General features: G+C 65.1%; 7 protein-coding genes and 1 tRNA gene. 3 read left to right on the plus strand and 5 right to left on the minus strand.

The window, feature by feature from the left end:
• Window positions 1-1,177: 1,177 nt before the first annotated feature.
• Window positions 1,178-2,308 carry a hypothetical protein gene (locus ACQR13_RS08145; protein WP_315749511.1) on the plus strand — a complete coding sequence of 377 codons (1,131 nt, stop codon included), beginning with the start codon at window positions 1,178-1,180 and terminating at the stop codon, window positions 2,306-2,308.
• A 57-nt stretch (window positions 2,309-2,365) separates the two neighbouring features.
• Here ACQR13_RS08145 and ACQR13_RS08150 read toward each other — a convergent pair.
• The 3 genes from ACQR13_RS08150 to ACQR13_RS08160 form a co-directional block, all read right to left on the minus strand.
• Window positions 2,366-2,439: transfer RNA gene (locus ACQR13_RS08150), tRNA-Gly, on the minus strand.
• Window positions 2,440-2,864: 425 nt separating this feature from the next.
• A complete protein-coding gene (locus tag ACQR13_RS08155; protein WP_315714627.1) occupies window positions 2,865-3,473 on the minus strand; it encodes a TMEM175 family protein in 609 nt (202 codons plus the stop codon).
• Between the two features lie 158 nt (window positions 3,474-3,631).
• Entirely contained in the window at window positions 3,632-4,423 is a 792-nt protein-coding gene (locus ACQR13_RS08160; RefSeq protein WP_315749510.1) for a hypothetical protein, read from the minus strand.
• Between the two features lie 372 nt (window positions 4,424-4,795).
• Here ACQR13_RS08160 and ACQR13_RS08165 point away from each other — a divergent pair, with 372 nt between their 5' ends.
• Window positions 4,796-6,685 (plus strand): acyltransferase family protein, encoded by a 1,890-nt coding sequence (locus ACQR13_RS08165; protein ID WP_315749508.1) that lies wholly within the window; start codon window positions 4,796-4,798, stop codon window positions 6,683-6,685.
• A 6-nt stretch (window positions 6,686-6,691) separates the two neighbouring features.
• Here ACQR13_RS08165 and ACQR13_RS08170 read toward each other — a convergent pair whose 3' ends face one another.
• Window positions 6,692-8,590: an acyltransferase family protein gene (locus ACQR13_RS08170; RefSeq protein WP_316202811.1), complete on the minus strand. Its 1,899-nt coding sequence runs from the start codon at window positions 8,588-8,590 to the stop codon at window positions 6,692-6,694.
• Window positions 8,591-8,824: 234 nt separating this feature from the next.
• Between ACQR13_RS08170 and ACQR13_RS08175 the strand changes: the two genes are divergently transcribed.
• A complete protein-coding gene (locus ACQR13_RS08175) occupies window positions 8,825-9,295 on the plus strand; it encodes a hypothetical protein (RefSeq protein ID WP_315714971.1) in 471 nt (156 codons plus the stop codon).
• A gap of 92 nt (window positions 9,296-9,387) precedes the next feature.
• Here ACQR13_RS08175 and ACQR13_RS08180 read toward each other — a convergent pair whose 3' ends face one another.
• On the minus strand, window positions 9,388-24,420 hold the full coding sequence (locus ACQR13_RS08180; protein ID WP_434862728.1) for a VCBS domain-containing protein: 15,033 nt from the start codon (window positions 24,418-24,420) through the stop codon (window positions 9,388-9,390).
• Window positions 24,421-24,621: the final 201 nt, after the last annotated feature.

The raw sequence follows: 24,621 nt of genomic DNA on the forward strand, positions 1-24,621 counted from the left end.
ACACCAGCGCGCGCAAATATTACATCATGGTACGGCTACCCGGACTGCAATCTCGGATCGGGCTGAAGGAACGCAGAAAATCGCTCGAGAAGGACGGTGTCCGAGCTCAATTGAGGCCGACCGAACCCAATTGGGTACGGCTATCGAGCGAATTTGCTGGTACGCCTGAGCCGCTCGGCTCTTCATCGAAGCGGCGTGTAAGGCAAGCGGCTTGCCGTTGCCCTTCCCCCTATCGAACCGCCTTGCCTTAAAGGGCGATGCCTCCGAACGCGGCCGCACCAGTTTTCGCACCAGAAACGAACTGAACAAACCGCGACAGGCGCTATCAACATTGAGCAAAAATGCTGCAAAATCAATAAACCTATTCAATCTCCTCCCGCTCATAATGGTCTGGTTGCAGGTTCGACCTTTGGTGAACAAGCAACAATAAATTCGGCAGCCAAACGGCACCGCCCCGCGGGGCTCTTGCTGAAGGTTCTGCAAATTCGGCAGGGTGAAAATCGACAAGATTGCCGAATGCGAAAAATGTCGGTGATCCTTCCTTTTTGCTTGCCGCAGCATCCAATTGTACGATGTGCCTTCGACGACTATTTTGCTTAGGCATCGCAAATTGCAGTATTTCCAGATGAACAAGTCCTCCGACCTGCTTTGATTGGCGGGTACGCGAAGACCACAGACTGAAGCCCGCAAATTGTCCTTGTAGATGAGTCCAGAAGAAGCGAATCTACAGGTGGCGCGCGTGGTCGAAGGTTGGGTCGATAGCCAGAATTAAAGAAGCCATTTGGAAGAAGCGCAGGAGAGAGCGGCGATCTGACGCTCGATTCTGAATCGGTCTCCAGAATGAGCTTCGACTGAAGGTTGACTGTGCATATGTCCAGAAAGGCGCCGAAGCGAACCCCGAAGCGAGCGTGTGCAAGTACGTAGCAAAATATGGACTTGCTGCCCATCTGTTCTACCATTCTGATGGCAGCGTTGCCGCCGTTAAGCTGAGCAGGCCGGAATTGAAGGCCGCTCAAAACCCCGACGAACAGGCGTCTGAGGATATTAGAAAACTGCTATGAAGCCGCCGCGCAGTGCCCTACCCCTACCTCGCTATGTTGAACGTAAGCCGCGCAAAAGTGGCGGCTGAGGCTACTTCTTCCACGTGCCGTCGTGGGCCAAGAAGGCAGGTTGCACTGTGCATAGCGAACGGCTCGGCACCGACTATAAAGCGGCGATTTTGCGCGCCGAAGCAGTGCTCTTGCCCGACTTCGACGCGTGGCGGACCGGCGGCAAGGCCTTGGCAGCGTCGCCTCCCCATGCGGTCGGAACGCTCGATTGGATGTTTGCCGAATACCGCTCTGATCGCCGCTACGCCAAGCTCGATCCTAAGTCCAAGCGAAATCACGAGGTCGGATTCAAGCTTGTCGGCGGCTACGTCCTGAAAGATGGCAAGCGACTGGGCGAGAAGCGCCTCACCGCAATCGATACGGCACTGACCGACGACCTCTATGAAAAGTTGATCCTCAAGATCACCGACGCTGTGGGAAACGTGAACGAACGCGAGCGTCGCACTACGGTCAACCACGCGATGAAGTCATGCCGCCGCGCGTGGAACGTGGTCGCGCGCCGGCACCCGGGCAGGCTGCCATTGGTCAATCCATTCTCGCAGATGGGACTTCGGTCATCCAATCGTGAGACGCCGACTGCGGCGTACGAGGAGCTGGTCGCCTTCCGTACAAAGGCCGTCGAGCTTGGGCTTCCGTCGCTGGCGACCGCTGCCCTGATCGGCTGGGAATGGCTCCAGCGCGAGACAGACATCTTTGCGACTTTCGACGTGTCGCATTATCGCCCGAAAGGGCGCCCGAATATGGTCCGCATCATCGATGAGAAGACTAGGCAGAAGGGCTGGATACCGCTGTTCGACGATGCAGGTGCACCGGTTTATCCCGAGTTGATGGCGGAGCTCGACGCCATCAAACGCGACCGCATCGGCGGCCTAATGCTGCGCCGGGATTGGGGCGAGCGCGGACCATGGCCGACATGGCCGAAGCCGGATCAGCCGGATTTCACGCACGTGAGCCGCAAGGTCAAAGAAGTCATCCGTGCTGCTGGCCTTCGCGATGATTTGTCGTTCACATCGTTCCGGCATGGCGGCTTTACTGAAGGTGGCGACGCCGAACTGACTGACCGCGAGATGCTGGCACAGGGCCGGCACACGACGGTGAAGGTGCTGCCAAAGTACACCAAGCGCACGACGCGGCAGATCGTCAACGGCGCCAAAAAGCGGCGGGCAGCTCGAACAAAGGAAGGACATTTGTCCGAATGAGCATCAGCCTGCTTGTCCGAATGGAAAGCTGACGGCGCGACAAGTGCCTGAAATCGTTGGAGCGGGTGAAGGGAATCGAACCCTCGTATTCAGCTTGGAAGGCTGCTGCTCTACCATTGAGCTACACCCGCATTGGGCGTTCCCTAACATGGTCCGCGGCGGGTCTCAACCTCTTCGGGGCGAGGTTTCGAAGCGGATGGGTGCCGGATCCGGCCTGACGGAACGGCCCGAAGCGATCGCAGCGCGCGACATCGAGACTGCGGCGCGGCACGCCCGCAGCGGCCCGGTTCCGTAATCGGCCCCCCTACCCTCGCCGCCCGGACCGTCCTATATTGGCGTTACCATCAACAACGAAAGGAGGTGATCCAGTGTCTTTCACCAAGCGCTGTCACCTCGCTGGGATCGCCCGCTGAGCGGCTCTTCATGAGCGACGTTTGAGGGCGTGATTCGTCAGCGGATTGCGCCATCGCGGCTCGGCAACGGGGCGGTCTCGGCCCTGGACCAGCGAGTTCAAGAACGGAAGCGCGGCGGGTCTCACGGCCCGCCGCGTCTTTTTTTATGGCAACTCCGCCTGCTCGCCGGCCGACGGCGCCGGGCTGCGGACGAACCGCCGCGCCAGGAAGCCGCCGAAGCCGAGCATCCAGAAATACTGCACATACTCCGGTGCAAGCGCTGCGATCACGATGCCCGGCACGAACACGATGACGGGAAAGATCGCGCCGGCGATCTCGGCATGGCGGCCGCTTGGAAGCGCGAGCCACCACAGCGCGGCGTTCAGCGACGCAATGATCGTCAGATGCAGGCCATAGAGGACGGCCACCGCGCTGCTCAGCCGGTAGCCGCCGTAGAGCCCATTGGTGACCGGCAGCAGCACGATCGACAACAGGAAGAACAGATTCAGGATGACCACGGGCCGGCCCGCGAACGGCTGCCGGGCCAGCCGCCGGTGGTGGCTGATCCAGAACACGCCGGCGATGATGAAGCTGAGGACCAGCCCGGCAAGCCGCCCGGAATAGGTATGCACCAGGTCGATCCAACCCGGCATATGCGCGAAATTGGGCTTCGGCAGGTCGTAGGCGAGAAGCGTCATCGCAACACCGAAGATGGTGTTGGAGAGCGATTCCAGCCGGCGCATCTCGAACAGGTCGGACTGAGGCTCTGCCATGTCGAATCGGAAGCAACCGCGGCGAGGAACAGAGATGAGGACTCACCTTCTATAGCAGCTCCGGCGCCGCGCCGCCCGACTTCGCTGCCGCCCTTGGGCGGCAGGCTGTCACGTCACTCGCCACCCTCCAGACTAAACCGGCCCTCGAGCGTCAGCCCTCACCGGCAGGCATAGATGTGGCCATCGAAGCCGCGATAGCTGTGCGTCGCCGGATTATAGCTGCGGAATTGGACGCAGGCCGGCAGTCCCGCGGTGCGCAGTCGCGGCCTGCCCTCCGCCTGCAGCCGGGCCGAGGCCGTGGTTGCGGTGGCGGGCCTCGCGATCACGATCATCGGCCGGCTGGCGACCATGCGCGATGTCCTCCCGGCATCCTTGACCGCTGCATCCCTGGCGGCGACCACAACGGCCTGCGCCTGGGCCGCCTTGCCGGACGACGGCTTGCCCGATGAGGCGCCGGCTGGCGATGGCGTCGTCCCAGGCGGATTGGCCGCGGCCGTCTTGGCAGAGGACGGCTTGGCAGAGGGCGGCTTGTTCGCTGGCGCCAGCGCCGATGGCGATTTCACGGACGGCTTGGTCAGGGAGGGCTTGCCGGCGACTGGCTCTGCTACGGCGACCTTCTGAGCCGCATCCTGCGTGTCCGCAACTGCGGCCTGCTTCGGCTCAGCCGACGCGGCGGGTGTCGTCGCAACCGCCTCCGCAGCCGCGGCAGGCTTGACCTCGGGACCGGCCGAAATGTCGGCGCTGGCCGCCTGGCTCGGAACGGACGGCGCGGGATTGACCGACGCGGTCTTGTCGTCGGCTGGGGTCTTGTCCTCGGCGACCGGCGCCCCGGCCGGCTTCTTGATCAGCTTCTTGCATTCCAGCGGGAACACCAGCTCGCCCGATGCCGTCAACCCGATCGGCTCGCATCCGCCGAACGGCCCGCTCTCCTTGCCCTGATCCTTGGCCACCTCGCCTGCGGATGGTGAGGAGCCGCCCGGCTCGGCGCTTCGCGCAAGCGAAACGCCAGCCGCAACCTGAAATAGAACAACGCCGCATAACAATCCGGCCCGGCCGGCCTTCCGCCCCAATGTACGCATGACACGCTCGCTCGACGCATGAACTCCGACAAGGCCATCACGCCATTGAGGCAAGTCTGTGAAGGCAAGCCGCGGATTCCCGCTGCGGTGTCAATTCGATGGCATTGTGTCCTGTCTGCACGACCAACGGTGCCGCAGGAATCCCTCAATGCGGTTGCAATCGGAGCCTACCAGGGTCGCCTGCGTGCAGTGACCGTCGGGGATTGACGGCCGCCGCCAGATGCGAGCGTCCGGACAGCCCCCTTGAGCGCAACCGACTATCGTCCCGACATCGACTGCCTGCGCGGCTTCGCAGTGATCTCGGTGATCGCGTTCCACTACGACATCTCGCCGTTTCGCAGCGGCTATGTCGGCGTCGACATGTTCTTCGTCATCTCGGGCTTCCTGATCACGCGGATCATTCATGCGGAGGTGCGGAGCGGAACATTCTCGTTCGCCGCTTTCTACCGGCGCCGTGCCCGGCGCATCCTGCCCGCCGCCTTCGCGATGCTGTGCGTGACCCTGCTCGGCGCCAGCGTGATCCTGTTGCCGCGGGATGCGGTGTCCGTGGCGCAGCAGGCGCTGGCCGTCCTCGTCTTCTGCTCCAACATCCTGCTGTGGTCGCAGCAGGGCTATTTCGACGCCGCCGCCATCACCAAGCCGCTGCTGCACACCTGGTCGCTCGGGGTGGAGGAGCAGTATTATCTGCTGTTTCCGACGCTGGCGCTCGCCGCCTTCGCGCTGCGGCGGTCGCTGATGCTTGCGAGCTTCGCCACGGTCTGCGCGACCTCGTTCCTGCTCTGCGTGATCCAGACCGGGCTGCAGCCCGCCGCCGCGTTCTTTCTGTTGCCGGCCCGGGTCTGGGAGCTCGCGCTCGGCGCGCTGCTGGCCGTGGAAGCCCTGCCGGCGCCGCAAAGCCAATGGCTCAGGATCACGGCGGCCGCACTGGGCTGGATCGCGCTCGGCGCCGCCGTCAACCTGTTCTCGCCGCACACGCCCTATCCCGGCACGGCCGCGCTGCTGCCGTGCCTCGGCGCCGCCGCCGTGATCTGGGCCAATCCGCCCCCGAGCAAGGCCGTGCTGACCGCGGTCAAACCGATGATCACAATCGGGCTGTGGTCCTACTCGCTCTATCTCTGGCACTGGCCCGTCGTCTCGCTGGCGACGGCGGTCTGGGGTCCGCCGAGCTCGATCGCGGACAAGTTGGCGCTGCTCGGAGCCTGCACCGTGCTGGCGCTGACGAGCTTCCATCTGATCGAGCAGCCGGCGAGGCGTGCGCAGTCGCCGATCGCCGCGCGCGCGCTGGTCGCGAGCGCATCGGTCGTGCTGCTGGCCTCGCTCTCGATCATCGGACTTGCCGGCTTTCCCGCCCGCTTCTCGCCGCAGGAGCGGGCGCTGGCGGAATTCATCAGCTACGATCATAAGTCCGCCTACGAGAGCGGCACCTGCTTCCTCGATCCGGGCCAGACGTTCGCGGCGTTGCAGCCGTCATGCCTTGCCAAAGGGCAGCGCCCGCGCATCCTGGTGTGGGGCGACAGCCACGCCGCTCACCTCACCCATGGCCTGACGCGAGCCCTGCCCCAGGCCTCGCTGCTGCGCGCCAGCCTTGCGCAATGCGTCCCTCACGCCGAAGCGGGCCAGTCCGCCGCCTGCATGGATTTCAACCGCCGGCTGCCTCGGCTGGTGCGCGAGCTCACGCCCGACATCGTCGTGCTGTCGGGCAATTGGACACGCACCGCGATGACGCCGGCCGCACAGGCCAGCCTGCTCGCCACGATCAACGCGATTGCGGACACCGGCAGCAAGGTGGTGGTGGTCGGGCCGAGCCCGCAATTCGATCGTCCGCTGCCGCATTTGCTCATCGCGGCGAAGCGCTTTGGCGTCGGGACCGACGGGCACATGCTGGATCTGCTCGGCGAGGTCGACGACTTCATGCGCACGCTGCTGGCGAACGTGGCGCAGACCGAATACGTGTCGCCGCTCGCGCTGCTGTGTCCGGCGGGAGATTGCGTGCTCCAGACCTCCGACGGCGCGCCGCTCGCCTGGGACGATGGTCACCTCACGGCGCAGGGCTCGGAGCTCGCAGGCGCACGGATCGTCGCGGCGTCGCCGGCATTGGCCGCAGCCGCAAGCGCCGGAGCCGACAGCGAATAGCGCCACCTAATCGTCCGACAAGAAACTCGCGAACACCGGCGCAGCGCGCTCGCCCATCCGCTGGGCCCCTGCCACGGTGAAATGACCGGCATCCTGGAACAACCACACGCCCCCCTCCACGACCGGGCAATCCCGGTCGCAATAGACCTCCGAGGGCCTGAGCAGCGTCACCTTGGCGAGCGGCCTGATCGCCTCCGACAGGACGGCGTCGATGACGCGGTTGGTCGCGATCGCCTCGCTCTTCGGCACGGCATCGCACGGCTTGGCGGGCGCGTGCCAGCGCGGCCCCGGCAGCATGCGCAACTGATCGAAGGCGCAATTCACCGGACGGACCTGGCCGCCGACGACGAGGAAATGCCGGCCGGGCCGGTCGAGCAGACGGATGGTCTCGGCGAGATGACCGGCGACCGCGGCGTTGCGGCCCCGCGCTGCCGGCCCTTCGCCGAGGTCGAGATAATGCTGCCACGCCTGCCCGATCACGACGAAATCGGCCTGCGACTGCCGGATCCGCGGCAGCTCGCTGTCGCGCAGCTCGGCGCAGACCTGGGCGCGAGGTCCCTCGGCGGTGAGCCCCGCGAGGGTGGGACATCCGCTCATGGTGGACACGTGCCCGATCATCCCGCGCGCCTTCAGCGTCGCATCGAGCGCGGCGACATATTGCTGGACATAGGAATCGCCGAGCAGCTCGACGCCGCGCGTGCCCTCGAGATCGCCGAACGCGCACAGACGGCCGACGGTGCGACCGCATTTGTTGAGGCCGAAGCCCTGCAGCTGGAACAGCGCGAGCTGATCGTCGGGCAGCCGCGACACGACGCCATTGGCGCGGAACGTCACATGGGTGAGCGCGGCACCGACGATGAGCACGGTCGCAAAGCTCGCCACCTGCGCGCCCCTCGGCCACGGCAGCCGCCGCAGCGGCCGCTCGACGATGACGAACATCAGCGTGGTCAGCACCGCCATCAGCGCGAGCTGCGCCGCCAGTCCCGCCGCGGTCTGCGCCGCATCGCCGAAGATGAAGCGGACGAAGAAGATCACGGGCCAGTGCACGAGATAGAGCGAATAGGACGCAGCGCCGACGGCGCGAACCGGGCGAGCCATCACCAGCGACGTCGGGGCATTGGCCGCGATGATGACGGCTGTGGCGATGCAGGGCAGCAGCGCGGCGACGCCTGCCTGGAATTGATAGCAGCCGATGAGGAGAAGGCTGCCGAACAACAGAACGTCGCCGCAGGCGGCGGCGAGAGAGCGTGCGCGCGGCGACGCTGCCAGCCGGGCCTCGAGCGGAATGGCGAGCGCGCCGAGGGCGAATTCGAACACCCGGAACGGCGTCAGGAAGAACACGGCGTCCGGATCGCGCGATGACCAGAGTGTGGCCGCGGCAAGGGACAACAACCCGATCGCGGCAATGGCACCGAACACATGCCGGCGCGTGCCGAGCCACATCAGCAGCAGCGGCGCCAGCGCGTAGAATTGAACCTCCGCCGACAGCGACCACAGGTGCAGCAGCGGCAACTGATCCGCGCTCGGCGCGAAATAGGCGCTGGCCTCGCGCCAATATTGGATGTTTGCGATCGAGAGCAGGCCGTGTGTCGCCTCCTTGGCGAGCTGGCGCAGGGCTTCCGGCGACAGGAACAGCCAGCCGACCGCGAACGTGGCCGCAATGGTCACAACCAGCGCCGGCAGGATGCGCCGTGCCCGCCGCAGATAGAAGTCCGACAGCGAGAAGCGCCGCGCGGCGACATCGCGCAGGATCTGCCCAGTGATGAGATAGCCGGAGATGACGAAGAAGATGTCGACGCCGGCATAGCCGGCCTCGAAGCCGGTGATCCTCAGATGGAAGAGAATGACGATGACGACAGCGATCGCCCGAAGGGCATCGATGTCAGCCCGATGACTGCGTTCCAATGTCGTCCACTCCGCGCATTCCTCGAGGCGGACGAGTTGCGCAGACACGGATGGCAACAGCGGGAAACAGTCATGACGTCATCGGACCCATCCGATGACACCGCGCGGGCGATGCTATGGCGGACGTGAAGGAAGTTTGCTGAAGTCGGCCGCAAGTTCGGCAATCCGTTGAACGATCAGCTCGAATACGGCAATCTGGCGACGCTGAGGGACAATGCGGGGCTGAGGACGGTGATGAACCTGTTGCGAGGAGAATGGCGGGGAGCGTTCGCGGGAATAGCCGTCGCGGCGCTGCTGGCGGCGGCCACCGCAGCCTCGGCGCAAGCTCAGACGCCTGCTCCCGCGCCCGGTCCCGCTCAGACCACGGTCGAGCGCAACGCCAAGGGCGTCGCCGGCAAGCCGATCCAGGTCGGCATCTATCTCAACGTCCAGCCCGACTGCTCATCCGGGCCCCTTCCCGCCATCCGCCTTGTGTCGCCGCCCGGCAACGGCACCGTCACGATCAAGCGCGGCAAGGTCAGCGCCACCAACTACAAGCAGTGCCTCGCCCTGGAAGTGCCGGGCTTCATCGCCTTCTATCAGTCGAAGGCCGACTTCGCCGGCACCGACACGGTGACGCTCGAGGTCAAGTTCCCGCAGGGCCGCACCGAAGTGCAGCGGATCATGATCAACGTCGGCGTCGGGCCGGCAGGGCAGAAGATCTGAGCCGAAGCGCATCGGCGCGCCGCCGCCTCCAGCCATGAAAAAGGGCCGCCTCATGGGCGGCCCTTTGCTTCTGCTGTTCCAAGCCGACCGGATCAGACGTGGACCTGCGTCTGGGCGTGGCTGTTGTCGATGATCATCTTGATCACGTCGTCGCCGGCCGTGAGGTTGCCGCCGGTGTCCTTGATCGTCGCGACGTTGGTCCAGCCGGAGCCGGCGTTGATCTGCAGCGTCAGGTCGCCGTTGTTCAGCACGCCGCTGCCGTTGGCGGAGGCCAGGCTGGTGTGCCCGCCGCTGTCGACGAAGCGCACCGCGTCGGCATGGTTGCCGGACACGCTGGCCAAGAGGCCCGAGAGGTCGATGACGTCGCCGGATGTGCCGGTCTGGAAGTCCAGGATGGTGTCGAGCCCGCCGCCGGCGAGATCACCGGCGTTCCACTTGAACGTGTCCGATCCGCCATTGCCGGTCAGCTTATCCGAGCCGGCGCCGCCGATCAGGACGTCGTTGCTCGAGGAACCGTTGATGACGTCGTCATAGGCCGAGCCGATGACGCCTTCCATGTTCTTGTAGGTGTCCTGGCCGATCCCGGACAAGGTCGGGCCGGTAGTGTTGCTGCTGCTCTGCGTCAGCGTGAAGGTGATGCCGGCCGTCGCATCCGAGAAGTCGAGCAGGTCGATCCCTGCCCCGCCATCGATGGTGTCGTTGCCGCCGCCGCCGCGGATGATGTCGTCGCCATCGCCGCCATTGATCGCGTTGACAGCACTGCTGCCGATAAGGATGTCGTCGCCCGAGCCGCCGGTCACGCGCTCGATATTGGCGATCGAGCTGAAGCCGGTGGCCGTGCCGGCGCCGAGATTGACCGTCACGTCCTCGCTGGTGATGTAGGTCAGGGTATCGCTGCTGCTGCTGCCGAGATCGGCGGTCACGGCCTCGATATTGCTGAGCTTGGTTCCGTTGACGTCGGTGATCACGCCGCCGGCAACCGTGACATAGATCAGATCCTGGGACGACGTCCCCTCGATGACGAACGTGTCGGTGCCGATGCCGCCGTCGACGGTGTCGACGCCGTCGTTGACGCCCCAATAGAAGGTGTCGTTGCCGGAGCCGCCGATGGTGACGTCGTTGCCGCTGCCGCCCCGGATGGAGTCGTTGCCGGCGCCGCCGTTGATGTAGTCGTTGCCGGCGCCGCCGAGCAGCGTGTCGTTGCCGCCGAGGCCGTAGATGCCGTCGTCGTCGGCACCGCCGTTGAAGTTGTTGCCGCCGCTCGACCCGATCATCACGTCGTAGCCGTTGTTGGCATTGGCCTCGAGCGGGTTGTCGACCGTGGCGGTGATCGCGTCGCCGTCGTTGGCGCTGTAGCCGGACAGCCACGGGGCTGAACCGACCACCCACGACTTGTCCGACAGCGAGTTGATGGTGAGGTTGAGCGCACCATTGTCGAGCGCATTGAAGGCCAGATAGGTCGATACGGACGATACCGAGTCGGTGGCCGTGACCTTGTAGACATACAGGCCCGCGTCGTTGTTGCTCGGATCTCCGGTGAACTGATTGCCGGTCCGGTGGATCCAGCTGTCGTCGCCGGTCGAGCTGTAGACGAGGCTGTAGGTGTAGGTGACCGTCCCCATTCCGCCCGAGAACAGCGTCGCCGCGTCCAGGCTGACCACGTTCGGCGAGTCGCTGTTCTTCGACAGCGCATAGCGTCCGTCGGCGCTCGTGGTGTCCACCACGGCCAGCGGCGCGGGCTCATTCGTGCCGCTGATGGTCACGTCGATGACCTGGCTGGCCGTGCCGTCGACCGACTTCACCGTCAGCGTGTCATGCTTGACGTCGCCATTGTTGAGCGCCTGCACGTTGGCAGCCGAATTGTTCAGCGTATAGCCCCAGTCGCCTGTCACCGCATTGAAGATGAAGGTGCCATACGTCCCCGCCAGCGAAGCCGGCGTCTGGAACTGGGCTTCTCCGCTATCGACGTCGGTGACCGTCAGGGTCCCGCCTGCCGTCAGCGTGCCGTCCTCCTTGACCGCACCGCTTGCCATGCCCGCGATCGACGCCGCATCGTTGACGCCGTTCACCGTAACGGTGACGGTCTGCATCGTCGTCCCGCCGTGACCGTCATCGATCTTCACCGTATAGGTCTGATCGATATGGTCGCTGGCGCGCAGCGACTGGATGTCGGCGTCATTGACGGCGAACGTCCAGTTCACCTTGTGGCCGGTATTGTCGACCGTGGCGCTGAACGAGCCGTAGTAGTTGCTGCCGGCCGGTGTCGTGTAGGTCACGGTCTGGGCATCGCCGTCCACGTCGGTGAAGGCGATCGCGCCGGACGCCTGCTCCACTCCCGGTGTCACGACCGTGCTGGGCTGCACCGAGATGTCGTCGATGACGGCGCCGCCGCCGCTCGCGAACTTGATGGTGGTCGACGTCGAGGTCGCGGTGAACTGGTAGGTCTGCTCCGTCCAGCCAAAGTTCCAGGCGCTCGTCGTCAGAAGGGTTGTTCCATCAACGGCTGATGTCACGGCCGTGCCGTAGGTCATCACGTAGAAGTCGACGGTATAGGTCACGCCGACGACGGTGCTGATGGTCTGGCTCATCGAGCTCGATGCGCCGTAGAAATCGGCCGAGCCGCCGTCCGTGCGGCCGCCCACGACGGTGACGGCATGGGCGCCCCCGACCGTCCACGCATCCAGCGTGTAGAAGTTGCCGTTGTAGTAGCCGAACGAGCCGTTCTGGATCAGGTTGCCGCTCGGCGCCGCATAGGAGGCGTCCTCCGTGACGCTTGCCGTGGTCGTTCCCGCCCCGAAGGTCGGCGCGTGGTTCGGCGCCGTGACCGAGCCGGTCTGGCCGCTGGTCACGTTCTCGGCAAAGCCCTGGCCGTCGGTGTAGGTGACGTTGGCCGAGATCTTGTGGCCGACGTCGTTGGAGCCCAGCGTGTAGGTCGAGCCCGTCGCGCCGTTGATGACGGCGCCGTCGCGCAGCCAGTGATAGACGACGTTCGACGCGGCACCATCCGGATCGCTGCCGAGATTGGCGGTCAGCGTCTGACCTTGCGTCGCCGTGCCCGACACCGTCACGCTCGCAGCGCCGTCATTGACCGGCGTGATGGTCAGCGTGAAGGCGTCCGAGACGGCATATTCGCCGTCGCTGGCGTAGACCGTGACGTTGACCGTGCCTGCGAAATTGGCCGGCGGGGTGCCGCTGAAGGTGCCGGTCGTGGCGTCGAAGTGCAACCACGCCGGCAGGTTGCTGCCGTCGCTGAGGTTCGCCGACAGCGTCAGCGGGTTCGCGGTGCCATCGAAGCGGCCATCGACATCGGCAAACGTGTTCGACGGGATGGTGAAGCTGAACGGCTGATCTTCGGCCGAGCTGCGGTCCGCCAGCGCGTTCTGCAGGGTCGGCGCGTCATTGTTGCCGATGATCTGGATCGTCACCGTCTTGGCGGTGCCGTCCTCGGTGTAGACGGTGAAGCTGTCGGTCAGCGTGGTCTCGCCTTCCTTCAGCGCCTGGATTCTCGGGTCGTTGTTATAGATGCCGTAGGTCCACCTGCCATCGCTGCCGATGTCGTACCAGCCGTAGCCGTTGGCCGTGTTCGAGGACGTCGCCTGCCACACATCGTTGTGCCCGTCGACGTCGGTCGCATTGAGGTCGCCGCGGGCGATGCCGTAGAGCGGGCTGCTCTGGCTGTTGGCGATGCCGCCCTCCTCGGCGACGGTGCCGGTGGCGTCACCGCTGATCACGGCCGCGTCGTTGACGCCGGTGACCGTGATCTTGAGCGTCGCGGTGTTCGACACCGCGCCCGACGGATCCTTGTCGGTATAGGTGAAGGTGTCCACCGCGGGCACGCCCGCCGCCAGCGCATCGGCCTTGTCGGCGACATAGGTGTAGGAGCCGTCCGAATTCAGCGTCAGATGGCCGTAGGCGCCCTCGATCGAGGTGCCGACGCCCGCCCCCTGCGTCACGCTGCCGGTGCCAGCCACGACGCCGGACACGACGAGCGAGCTGACGGGGTTGTCGACGTCGCTGTCGGCCACCGAGCCGCCGGTCGAGCCGCGGATGACGCCGTTCGCCGCCGAGATGTTGAGGCTGCCATCCTCCAGCACCGCATGGGTGTCGGAGTTCGCCACCGGCGGGTGGTTGGCGGGGATGACCTCGACGCTGACGGTCTGGGTGGCACTCAGATTGCCGCCGCCGACATTGCCGTTGTCGTTGATGGTGATCGTGACCGACCCCGGATGGTCGCTGTTCGGGGTGAAGACGGCAGAGGCCAGATAGGTGTTCAGATCGCTGATCTTGAACCCGCTCATCGAGAGCGTCTGTTCAGCGTTGAAGACGCCGAGCGACGGAATGGACAACGTGCCGCCGGAGATGTCGAACCTCACGGACTCGACGACATCGCCGTCCGCGTCGGAGAAGGTGATCGCGTTCGCTCCGGTGAAAGCGAACGAGGCGCCTTCGTTGGCCGTCACATGCGTCGGGGCATGGATCTCCGGCGCATCGTTGACGGGCGCCACGTTGATCGTCAGCGTGCCGGTGTCCGTCTGTCCGGCCGCATCACGCACCGTGTAATCCACGGTATCCGCGCCATAGAAGTCGGCCTTGGGCTTGTAGACATAGGTGCCGTCGGCATTGAAATGGATCGTGCCGCCCTTGGCCGTCGTGAAGTCACCCGCCACCACGCTCAGCGTGTCGCCCGTATCCGGGTCGCGGTCGTTGTGCAGAACGCCCTGCACCGGATTGGACACGGTCAGCGTCGTGTCCTCGTTCACGCTGGCCGTGTCATCTACGGCCGTGGGAGCATCCTCGATCGGGTTGATGTTGATCGTGATCGTCTGCGTCGCGCTCAGATTGCCGCCGCCGACATTGCCGTTGTCGTTGATGGTGATCGTGACCGATCCCGTCGCGTCGTTGTCGGCTGATGGCGTGAACACCGCCGACGCCAGATAGGTGTTCAGGTCGCTGATCTTGAACCCGCTCATCGAGAGCGTCTGGCTGGCGTTGTAGACGCCGAGAGACGGTATCGCGAACGTGCCGCCGGAGATGTCGAACCTCACGGACTCGACGACATCGCCGTCCGCATCGGAGAAGGAGAACGCGTTCGCGCCGGTGAAGGCGAATGGCGTATCCTCGTTCGTCGTCACCTGCGTCGGCGCATGGATCTGCGGCGCGTCGTTGACCGGGGTCACCGTGACATCGATCGTCTGCAGTGCGGTGTTGACGACGTCGGTGTGGACGTTGCCGTCCGACAACGTAGCCTGGTCGGTAACCTCCGCGACCACCGACAGCGAGAACGTGCCGTTGTAATTCGCGGGCGGCGTGATCTGCAGCGGATGGCTGTCGAACGCGGCGATCGCGGCGGCGCTGTCGATCACCCACTTGCCGGCGTCAGCGCCGGTTCCGGCATGGCCGACCGAGAAGGTCGCGCCGGCCGGATAACCTGTAATAAGCAGCCGCAGGCTTTCGGAGCCGTCGGTGTCGGTGACGGCGGCACTGATGAGCTTCAGGTTGATCGTGGTGTCCTCGGCACCCGAGGCCGGGCCGAGATCCATGAAGCCCAGCGTCAGCGCGTCCGCCTTCGGTGCGACGTCGACCGTGACATGCGCGGTCGCGGTCCCGCCATCGCCGTCGCTGACCGTGTAATCGAAGCCGGCAACGCCCGAGAAGTTCTTGTCCGGCGTGAACACCGGATTGCCGTTGGAGAGCGAAACGGTGCCGTGCGTCGCGTTCGACACGCCGCTGACGGTCAAGGTGTTGTTGTCGACGTCGGTGTCGTTGTTGAGCAGGCTGAGCAGCGCGTTGACCGTGAGCGGGCTGTCCTCGCTCGCTTGCACCGCGTCGTCATGAGCCACCGGCGGCGTGTTGAAGACGCCGGTCAGCGTGCGCGTGCCGTCGGTGAAGGCAAAGCTCTCATAGTTCGTGAACGTATCGGTCAGGCCGTTGTGGGTGACCTGCACGCCGATCAGCGTCACGCCGTCGGTGGCGAACACCTTGGTGTAGGTCGCCTCGGCGAACTTGAAGCCGAACTTCACGGTGTCGGTGTCAGACCCGCCGTCGGACACAACGCTGGTGTTGCCGGCAAACCGGAAGAGATCCAGCGTGTCGTTGCCGGAGCCACCGTTGAACACGATGGTCGACGGCGCGATCGCGGTGCCGCTGATATCGGTGATCGTCACCGTGTCGCTGGCAGTGCCGCCGGTGATCGTGATGCGCTCGATCTCGTCGGCGCGGATGGTCGCTCCGTTCGGACCGTCATAGCGCACCAGAATGTCGGTGGCGTTGCTGGCGGAGGGATCGTTCAGCGTCGGATTGATCTCGGTGCCGGTCGAGGTCTTGCCGATGGTGAAATTGCGCGCATTTCCATCGCCCGTGATCGCGAGCACGTCGTAGTTCGGAAAGGTCGTGCCAGACTCCGAGCCGCCGTCGATGACGTCGCTGCCGTCGCCCACCGTGTAGAGGAAGGTGTCGTTGCCGGCGCCGCCGAACAGCCGGTCGCCACCTCCTCCGCCGATGATGATGTCGTTGCCGGCGCCGCCATACAGGACATCGCCGCCCACGCCGTTGCCGCCGACCAGAATGTCGTCGCCATTTGAGCCGTGGGCCTCGGTCACGCCGCCGAGCTTGTCGGTGCCGACCACCTTGTCGGTCACCGCGGCGCGGTCGGTCACGCTGTGAGCCCCGACCGTCTCGCCGAGGACCGTCGCCGAGCTGTCGCCGAGATTGACGAACACAGGCGAGTTCGGCGCGTCATAGCGAGTCGTCGTCACCGTGCCGGCAGCATCGACCCGGACAGTGAAATTGTTGGTGAAGACGTCGTGGTCGCGATCCTCGACCGCGAAGGCGAAATTGATGTCGAGATACTGGTCGGCGGCGCTCGAGGTCCCGATCGGCGCGGGGTGATCGAGCGGCTGCAGCAAGGTGAAATTGTAGGAGCCGGTGCCAGCCTCCGACAGCGTCACCGTGAACACGGCAGCATCAGCCGCGTTGCCCGTCACCAGACCATTCTGGCCGATGTAGCTGCCACCGCTCATGCGATAGGCGGTCAGCGTGGTGTGATCGGCCGACATGACGTAGGTCAGACCGAAGCCGAGCGAGGTCAGCCCGGAGAGCTGGTGGTTGGCCGCATCGTAGGCGCGCACTGGCGACGCGCCGAGGAACGTCACCGACGGACCGGAGCTGTCGCCATCGGCTCCATAGGTGATGCGCAGATCGACCGCGCCGGTCGAGACGCTGCCGGCTGCCTCCGAGATCGCGACGGTGTCGACGTCCTGCGACTGCGGGCTGTCATCGTTGACGGTGATGATGATCTGATCGTGCAGCGCAACGGAATCGCCGTCGGAATCGGTGGCGGTCACCGCCGTCGACAGGTCGAGCGTCAGCGTGTTGTCATGGCCGGTGCCGACATGGTCCAGCGCGCCCTTCAGACGGAACGAATACTGGCCGGTGTTGGCATCGACCTGGAACTCGAAGATCGTGACGCTGCCAGCCTTGGCGATCAGCGTGTTGTCGACCCCGATGCTGTAGGTCAGCACCACGCCGCCCGACGTCAGCGACAGCAGCTCGGGCGCGAGGTTGGTCTTCTCGACCGTATAGGTGCCGGGCCTGTCGGCGCCGAACGACACCAGCGAGCTCAGATTACCGGTGAAGTAGGAATCGTTGCCGTTGAGGTCGCCGCCATGGTTGCCGGTCGCGGTCACTACCGTTCCGTTCGGCAGCTCGCTCTCGTAGACCGCCGCTCTCAACACCGTCGCGGTCGCGACGGGGGTGTCGTCGTCGATCGTCACGGCGAATGACGAGCTGGCGCTGTCGCCATCCGCATCGGTGGCGGTGAAGCCGAAGGTCAGCTTGACGTCGTTCTCGTTCTGGCCGGCCGGATGATCGACGTGCTTCAGCAGCGTGAAGCTGTAGCTGCCTGCACCGGAATCATCGAGCGAGACCTTGAACACCTGGCTGGCCACCGACGGCGGGTTGCCGTTGGTCGGATTGCTGCCGGTGTAGCCATAGACCGTATTGCCGACGACCCAGAGCTTGACCTGGACGCCCTCGACCGTCAGCGAGCCCGCGTCCGAAGTGGCGTTCTGGCCGTTGGTGATGCCGCTGAACGCGACCGCGCGGTTCACGCTGCCGCTGTTGTTGTCGTCGGCGCCCCAGGAGATCGCCAACGAGCCGTTGGCCGTGACATTGGCACCGGCGACGTCGCCGGTGGCCGCTCCGGTGTTGCCGCCGGAAAGCCCATCCTCGTCGACGGTCCCGGCATCAGCCGTGCCGATCGCGGGCCGGCCGTTGTCGTCATTGATGGTGACAGTGAAGTTGCCGCCGGAGGCGGTATCGCCATCGGCATCGGTCGCGGTGAAGCCGAGCTTCAGCGACAGTGCATTGGTCTGGCCCGAGCCGACGTGATCGACATTGTCCAGGAGCTCGAAGGTGTAGCTGCCGGAGCCGTCGTCGGACAGCGTGATGTGGAACACCTTGCGGTCGTTCGTCGTGAGCTGGCCGCCATTGTCGTTGGCGACGCCCCAGATCTCGGTGTCCGACACGCGGATGAACTGCACCGCCGTGCCGTTCGACGTCAGCGTCGGGCTGCCTGCGCCGGTGGTCTTGACCACGTCGCCGGTATGGATCGCGCTATCGAACGCGACGCTGCGATTGGCCGCGCCCGAATTGTTGTCGTCCGCGCCCCAATTGATGTTGAGCGCGACACTGGCCGCGGTCTGGGTCTGGAACACCTCCGCCCCGGCGGATCCGGTGGTGTTCTCGGTCACCGTCGCTGCGGTCGGCGAACCGAGCACCGGCACGTCGTCCTTGACCGAGACGGTGAAGCTGTTGCTGGACGTGTCGCCGTCGCCATCGGTCGCCGTGAAGCTGAAGGACAGCTTGACGATGTTCTCGCCGCTGCCGGCGGGATGATCGAGGGTGCCGAGCAGCTTGAAGCTGTAGGAGCCGTCGTTCTGGTCGCTCAGCGACACTTCGAACACGCGGGTGCCGTGGGCGAGATCGCTGCCGGTGTAGCCGACCAGCACGCCATTCTCGAAGCTGTACTTCACCGTCTGGCCGTCCGACGTCAGCGCCAGATTGCGGCCTGCGCTGTCCTCGGCGTCGACATTCGCGCCTGCGCTCGTGTAGCGGAAGCTGACCGAGCGGTCGCCGAGCCCGCCGCCCGAGGTCTTGTTGCTGTCGTCGGAGCCCCAGCTGATGTTGAGGTCGCCGCTGATCGCGGTCGGCTCCTTGGAGACATCGGTGCCGCCCGGCAGATCGTCCTCGTCGACGGTCCTGGCATCGCCGGCCGCCGCCACCGGCGCGGTGTCGAGCACCGTGACCTTGAAGCTGCTGGTGACGCTGTCGCCGTCGGAATCGGTGGCCTTGAAGCCGAACGTCAGCGGCAGGCTGTCATCGTTCTGGCCGGACGCCGGGTGGTCGATGTTGTCGTACAGCGTGAACTTGTAGCTTCCATCGCCGCTGTCGGACAACTGGATGGTGAAGACGGTGCGGTGATCCGCGGTGACCGCCGTCAGCAAGGTGCCGTCGCCGGAGATCGTGTAGCTGATCGCCGAGCCGTCGGAGGTCAGGCCCGTGGCGCCGGCGGCGGTCGTGAAGGCCACCGCGCGGTTGTGCCCGACACCCGTATTGTTGTCGTCGGCGCCCCAGGAGATGTCGAGGCGGCCGGTCTGGACCGTCGAGTTCGATGCATCCGGATGGCTGGTGTCGTAGCCGTCGGTCGGCAGGCTGGCCTCGCTGACGGTCTCGTCCTCGGCGCAGCCGACGGTCGGCACGTCGTCCGTCACCGCCACCGTGAAGCTGCTCGCGGCGCTGTCGCCGTCGGAATCGGTGGCCTTGAAGCCGAAGCTCAGCGCCAGGCTGTCGGTGCCCGACTTGCCATGATCGAGGTTGTCGAGCAGCGTGAACTTGTAGCTGCCGTCGCCGTCATCGCTCAGCGTGACGGTGAAAACGGTGCGGTGATCGGTGGTGACCGCGCTCAGCGTGGTGCCGTCGGACGAGACCACATAGCTGACCGCATAGCCGTTCGACGTCAGCCCGTCCGGTGCGGTCGTGTTGAAGAACGCCACCGAGCGGTTGTTGGTCGCGCCGGAATCATTGTCGTCGGCGCCCCAGGAAATCGCGAGACGGCCGGTCTGCACCGTCGAGTACGGCGAATCCGGGAACAGGACGTCATAGAGATCGGTCGGCAGGTTGGCTTCGCTGACGGTCTCGCTCTCGGCGTGTCCGATCGTCGGGACGTCGTCGACCACGGTGACGGTGAACGTGCTGCTGCTCGAATCGCCGTCGGAATCGGTCGCGGTGTAATCGAAGGTCAGCTTGACGACGTTGCTCTCCTGCCCGGCCGGATGATCGAGATTGCCGAGCAGCTTGAAGGTGTAGGTGCCGGTGCCGTCGTCATCGAGCGAAACCTCGAACACGCGCTGACCGGAATTGAGGCTGTTGCCGGTGTAGCCGACCAGCGCGCCATGATCGAAGGCGTATTTCACCTGCTGACCGTCCGACGTCAGGCCACTGAGGCCGACGTCGCTGCCGTTGGTCACATGGACGTCGTCGGCGGCGTTGGACGTATTGGCGAAGCGAACCGAGCGATCGGCGGCGCCGCTGTCGTTGTTGTCGGCACCCCATTTGATGTTGAGCGCGCCGGTCACCTGGGGATCGCGGCTGCCGCCATCGTGACCGCCGAAATCGGGGCCGCAATCGCCACCGCCAGCGTTGAGATCAGCTTCGCTGATGCTCTTGGCCGTCCCGGTATGCGCCTCCGGGCTGTCGTCGTTGACGCTGACCTTGAACGTGCCGCTGACCTGGTCGCCGTCGGAATCCGTGGCGACGTATTTCAATGTCAGCGCGATGCTGTCCTCGGTGTTGGGCACCGGGTGGTCGAGATTGTCGAGCAGCGTGAAGCTGTAGGATCCGGAATCGAGGTCGGACAGCTTCACTGTGAACACGGCGGCATTGGCCTTGTTGCCGGTCCAGTTGCCGTTGCCGTCGATGTAATGCTGTCCATCGAAGCGGTAGGCCGTGATCAACGTGCCGCCTTCGCTGACGTCGTAGGTCAACGCGACGCCGTTCGAGGTCAGGTGCTGCGCGGCGAGCGTGGTGGTGGCGTCGGACGCGAAGGTGACGGCGCGGTCGCCGTTCACCGGGGACGCACCGGTGATCCCGACATTGCCGAGATTGTTGGCGCTGTCGCTGCCCCAGGAGATGCCGAGATCGCCCGTTGCGACGGTGTTCTGGCCGGGGACGTCGCCAGACCCGCCCGCGAGCCCGGTCGGGAGCCCGTCCTCATCGACCACGCCGGTCGCAATCTCCCGGTTCAGCACCGGCGCGTCGTCGTTGATCTTGACCGTGAAGGTGTCGGAGACCGCATCGCCATCCGAATCCGTGGCGACGAAGCCGAGGGTGAGCGTGACGTCGTCCTCGGTGTTGTGGGCCGGATGATCGATATTGTCGATCAGCGTGAAGCTGTAGGACCCCTGCCCCTGGTCGGACAGCGACACCGTGAACACCGCAGCCTTGGCCGGATCACCGGTGGCATGGCCCTCGCCGTCGACGTAGGTGTGATGCGCTTCATCGTAGCGGTAAGCGGTCAGCAGCGTGCCGTCGGGGGACACGGTGTAGGTCAGCGCGACGCCGTTCGACGTCAGATGCTGGCCGGTGAGCGTCGAGATCACGTCGGAGGCAAAGGTGACGGCGCGGTCGCCATTGACCGGCGTACCGTTGATGCCGCCGTCGACATGGCTGTTGGCACTGTCGGCGCCCCAACGGATGCCGAGGAAATCGGTCACCGTCAGATTGGCGCCGGCTGCGTCCTTGCCGTCCGAATAGGAGTTGCCGGGATTGCCGAGACCATCCTCGTCGACCACGGAGTAGCTGACGCGCTCTCCAAACACCGGAGCGTCGTCGTTGACCTCGACATTGAAGCTGCCGTGGATTGCGTCGCCGTCGGAATCGGTGGCGACGAAGCCGAAATACAGCCCTTGATTATCCTCGCTGCCGTGGACCGAATGATCGAGATTGCCGGTGAGATTGAACGTGTAGGAGCCCTGGTCCTGATCCGACAGCGAGACGGTGAACACCGTGGCGCTGGCGAGGTCCTCCGTCGGCTTGCCGTTCGCGTCGACATAGGTCTCGTGGGCGGCGTCGTAGCGATAGGCGGTCAGCAGCGTGCCGTTCTCGGAGACCTGATAGCTCAGCGCAATCCCGTTCGACGTCAGCCCCAGTTCCTCGAGCGAGGGAACGGTGTCGGCGGCGAAAGTGACGGCGCGATCACCCTTGACCGGGGCGCCATCGATGCCGCCGTCGACATGGCTGTTGGCGCTATCGGCACCCCACAGGATCGCGAGCGTCTTGGTCACCGTGAGATCGGCGCCGGCGACGTCGCTGCCTTGCGCATAGCTGTCGCCGGCATTGCCGAGTCCGTCCTCGTCGACCACGCCAGCGCTCGGCGCATCGCCGAACACCGGCGCGTCGTCGTTGACCTTCAGGGTGAAGCTGTCGGTGACTGCGTCACCGTCGGAATCGGTGGCGACGAAGCCGATGTTGAGCGTGATGTCGTCCTCGGTGCCGTGCACCGGGTGATCGAGATTGCCTTTCAGCTCGAACGTATAGGAGCCGTGATCCTGATCGGACAGCGCCACGGTGAACACCGTCGCGTGGGCCGAATCCGTCGGCTTGCCGTCTGCGCCGACATAGGTCTCGTGCTCGGCGTCATAGCGATAGGCGGTCAGCAGCGTGCCGTTCTCGGACACGACGTAGGTGAGACCGAAGCCGTTCGAGGTGAGATTCTGGGCGTCGAGCGTCGCCACCACGTCGGCCGCGAAGGTCACGGCGCGGTCGCCGTTGACCGGCGCGCCATCGATGCCGCCATCGACATGGCTGTTGGCGCTGTCGGCGCCCCAGCGAATGCCGAGCGTATCGGTGACCTTCAGGTCTTCGCCATAGGCGTCGCCGTCGTCCTTGTAGCTGTTGCCGGCGTTGCCGAGGCCGTCCTCGTCGACCACCGAATAGCTCGGCTTCTCGCCGAAGCTCGGTGCGTCGTCATTGACCTTCACCGTGAAGGTATCAGTGATGGCATCGCCATCGGAATCGGTCGCGACGAAGCCGATGTTGAGGGTGATGTCATCCTCGGTGCCGTGCACCGGGTGATCCAGGTTGCCCGACAGCGCGAAGGTATAGGAGCCATGGCCCTGGTCTGACAGCGACACCGTGAACACCACGGCGCCCGACAGGCCCTCGCCTTCCAGCGGCTTGCCGTTGGCGTCGACATAGGTCTCGTGCGCGGCATCATAGCGATAGGCGGTCAGCACGGTGCCGTTCCCCGACACCTCGTAGCGCAGGGCAAAGCCGTCTGAGGTCAGATCCTTTGCCTCGAGCGAGGCCGCCACGTTCGCGGCGAAGGTGACGGCGCGGTCGCCATTGACCGGCGTTCCGTTGATGCCGCCGTCGACATTGTTGTTGGCGTCGTCGGAGCCCCAGCGGATTCCGAGCGTATCCGTGACCGTCAGGTCTTCGCCATAGGCATCATGGCCGTCGGCGTAGCTGTTGCCGGCATTGCCGAGCCCGTCTTCGTCGACCACCGAATAGCTCGGCTTCTCGCCGAAGCTCGGGCCGTCATCCGCGACGTTGACGGTGAAGGCGCTGTTGACGGGGTCGCCGTCGGCGTCGGTCGCAACCACCTTGAAGGTCAGCGGCAGCGAGGCGTCGTTGGCGCCGTTGTGGTCGATATTGTCGGACAGCGTGAAGGTGGCGCTGCCGGAGCCGGTGTCGGACAGCGACACGGTGAAGATGGTGCGTGCGCCCTCACCCTCGCCTGCGGTCGCGATGATCTCGGTGCCGTTGGCCGACAGCGTGTAGGAGATGGCCTCGCCGTTCGAGGTCAGGCCCAGCGCCTGCAAGGTCGCGATCTCGGACGCATCGAACACCAGCGAGCGGTCGCCGTCGACCACGGTGCCGTTGGAGCCGCCATCGACCTTGCTGTTGCCGTTGTCGGCGCCCCAGCCGATGTTGAGGTCCACGCTCGCGGTGGTCGGCTCGAAGCCGTCGCCGCCCACGACCTTGCCGAAGAGCTCGCTCTCGCCGCCGCCTTCGCTTCCGCCGCCGGTGTGCTCGGCGACATTGATCGCCTCGACGGTGCCGGCGACCGGCGAATCGTCGTTGACGCCGATCACGATCGTCACCGGCGCGGTGTCGCCGCTGCCGTCGATGGCGATGACGTTGATGGTGAGATTCAGCGTGTCTTCGGTGCCGAAGACCGGATGATCGAGCGGCTGCAGCAGCGTGACCGTGTAGGTCCCCGCGATCGTCGAGTTGGCGTCGAGCGTGACGGTGAAGACCTGGTTGGCGACGATCGAGGGATCGCTGCCGATATAACCGATCAGCTCCGGCTGGCCGTTGACGGTGGTGATCGCAAAATGCACCTCCTGGCCGCCGGACGTCAGCCCGGCAAGACCAGGCTGTGACGCCGCGAACGCAAAGGCGCGGCCGATCACGTCGGTGCCGAAGTCGACGTTCAGCGAACCGGTGAAGCTCGTCACCGCGCCGCCAATGTCGCCGCTGCCGCCGGGCCGGCCTTCGGACAGGCCGTCCTCGTTGAGCACCACGCTGTCGGCAACGCCGGCGATTGGCGTCGGATTCGGCGTGACCGGGTTGTCGCCGAATTTGGTGGTGGAGTCCTCGGGTCCCAGCAGCCCGAGCGGCGTGCCGACGGTCAGCGGGTCGACCTTGAACGTCCCGAAATTCGCGCCGGCAGGCACGCCGGGCGCACCGGGCGTACCCGCGGCGGGCAGCACCGACTGGTCGGTGGTGATCGGAAACAACTCGGCGAACTGATCGCCATTGATGATTCGGTCGGGGCCGACTTCGAAGCTGACGTCCTTCAGCGGGGCGCCGTTGGCGTCGAAAACCGGGTCGATCGAGACCGTCGACTGATTGTCGAACAGGATGATCAGGCGGTCGCCGATCTTGACGAAGGTCAGCCGCTCGCTGGCGATATCGCTGAAATCGATCTGGCTCTGGCCGTCGAGATGAATCGTAACGGCTTGGTTGCCCGGCGGTTTCCCGATCTTGAGGTGCTTGGCCGAGGCGCTGGATGGCTGCGTGGACGTGCCGGTCAACTGGGCCAGCAGGACAGGAGCATTCATGCGCCAAAACCTCCAAATATGGGGCGTTTTGGTGGCGCCCCATTTCTAATCGTTAAACTATTATTAAACGAGAATACGGGTCAATATTACCGGTTCTTGTTAATCGGACTTTAGGGACTTTGGGTAAATGCAGTCAAGTGCAGCGGCATTTATGAAGGGAAACAAGGCTGTGCCTATGCTTCCGTCCCCCGCGCGGCAGGG

Source organism: Bradyrhizobium sp. HKCCYLRH3059 (assembly GCF_051168035.1).
Classification (GTDB): Bacteria; Pseudomonadota; Alphaproteobacteria; order Rhizobiales; family Xanthobacteraceae; genus Bradyrhizobium.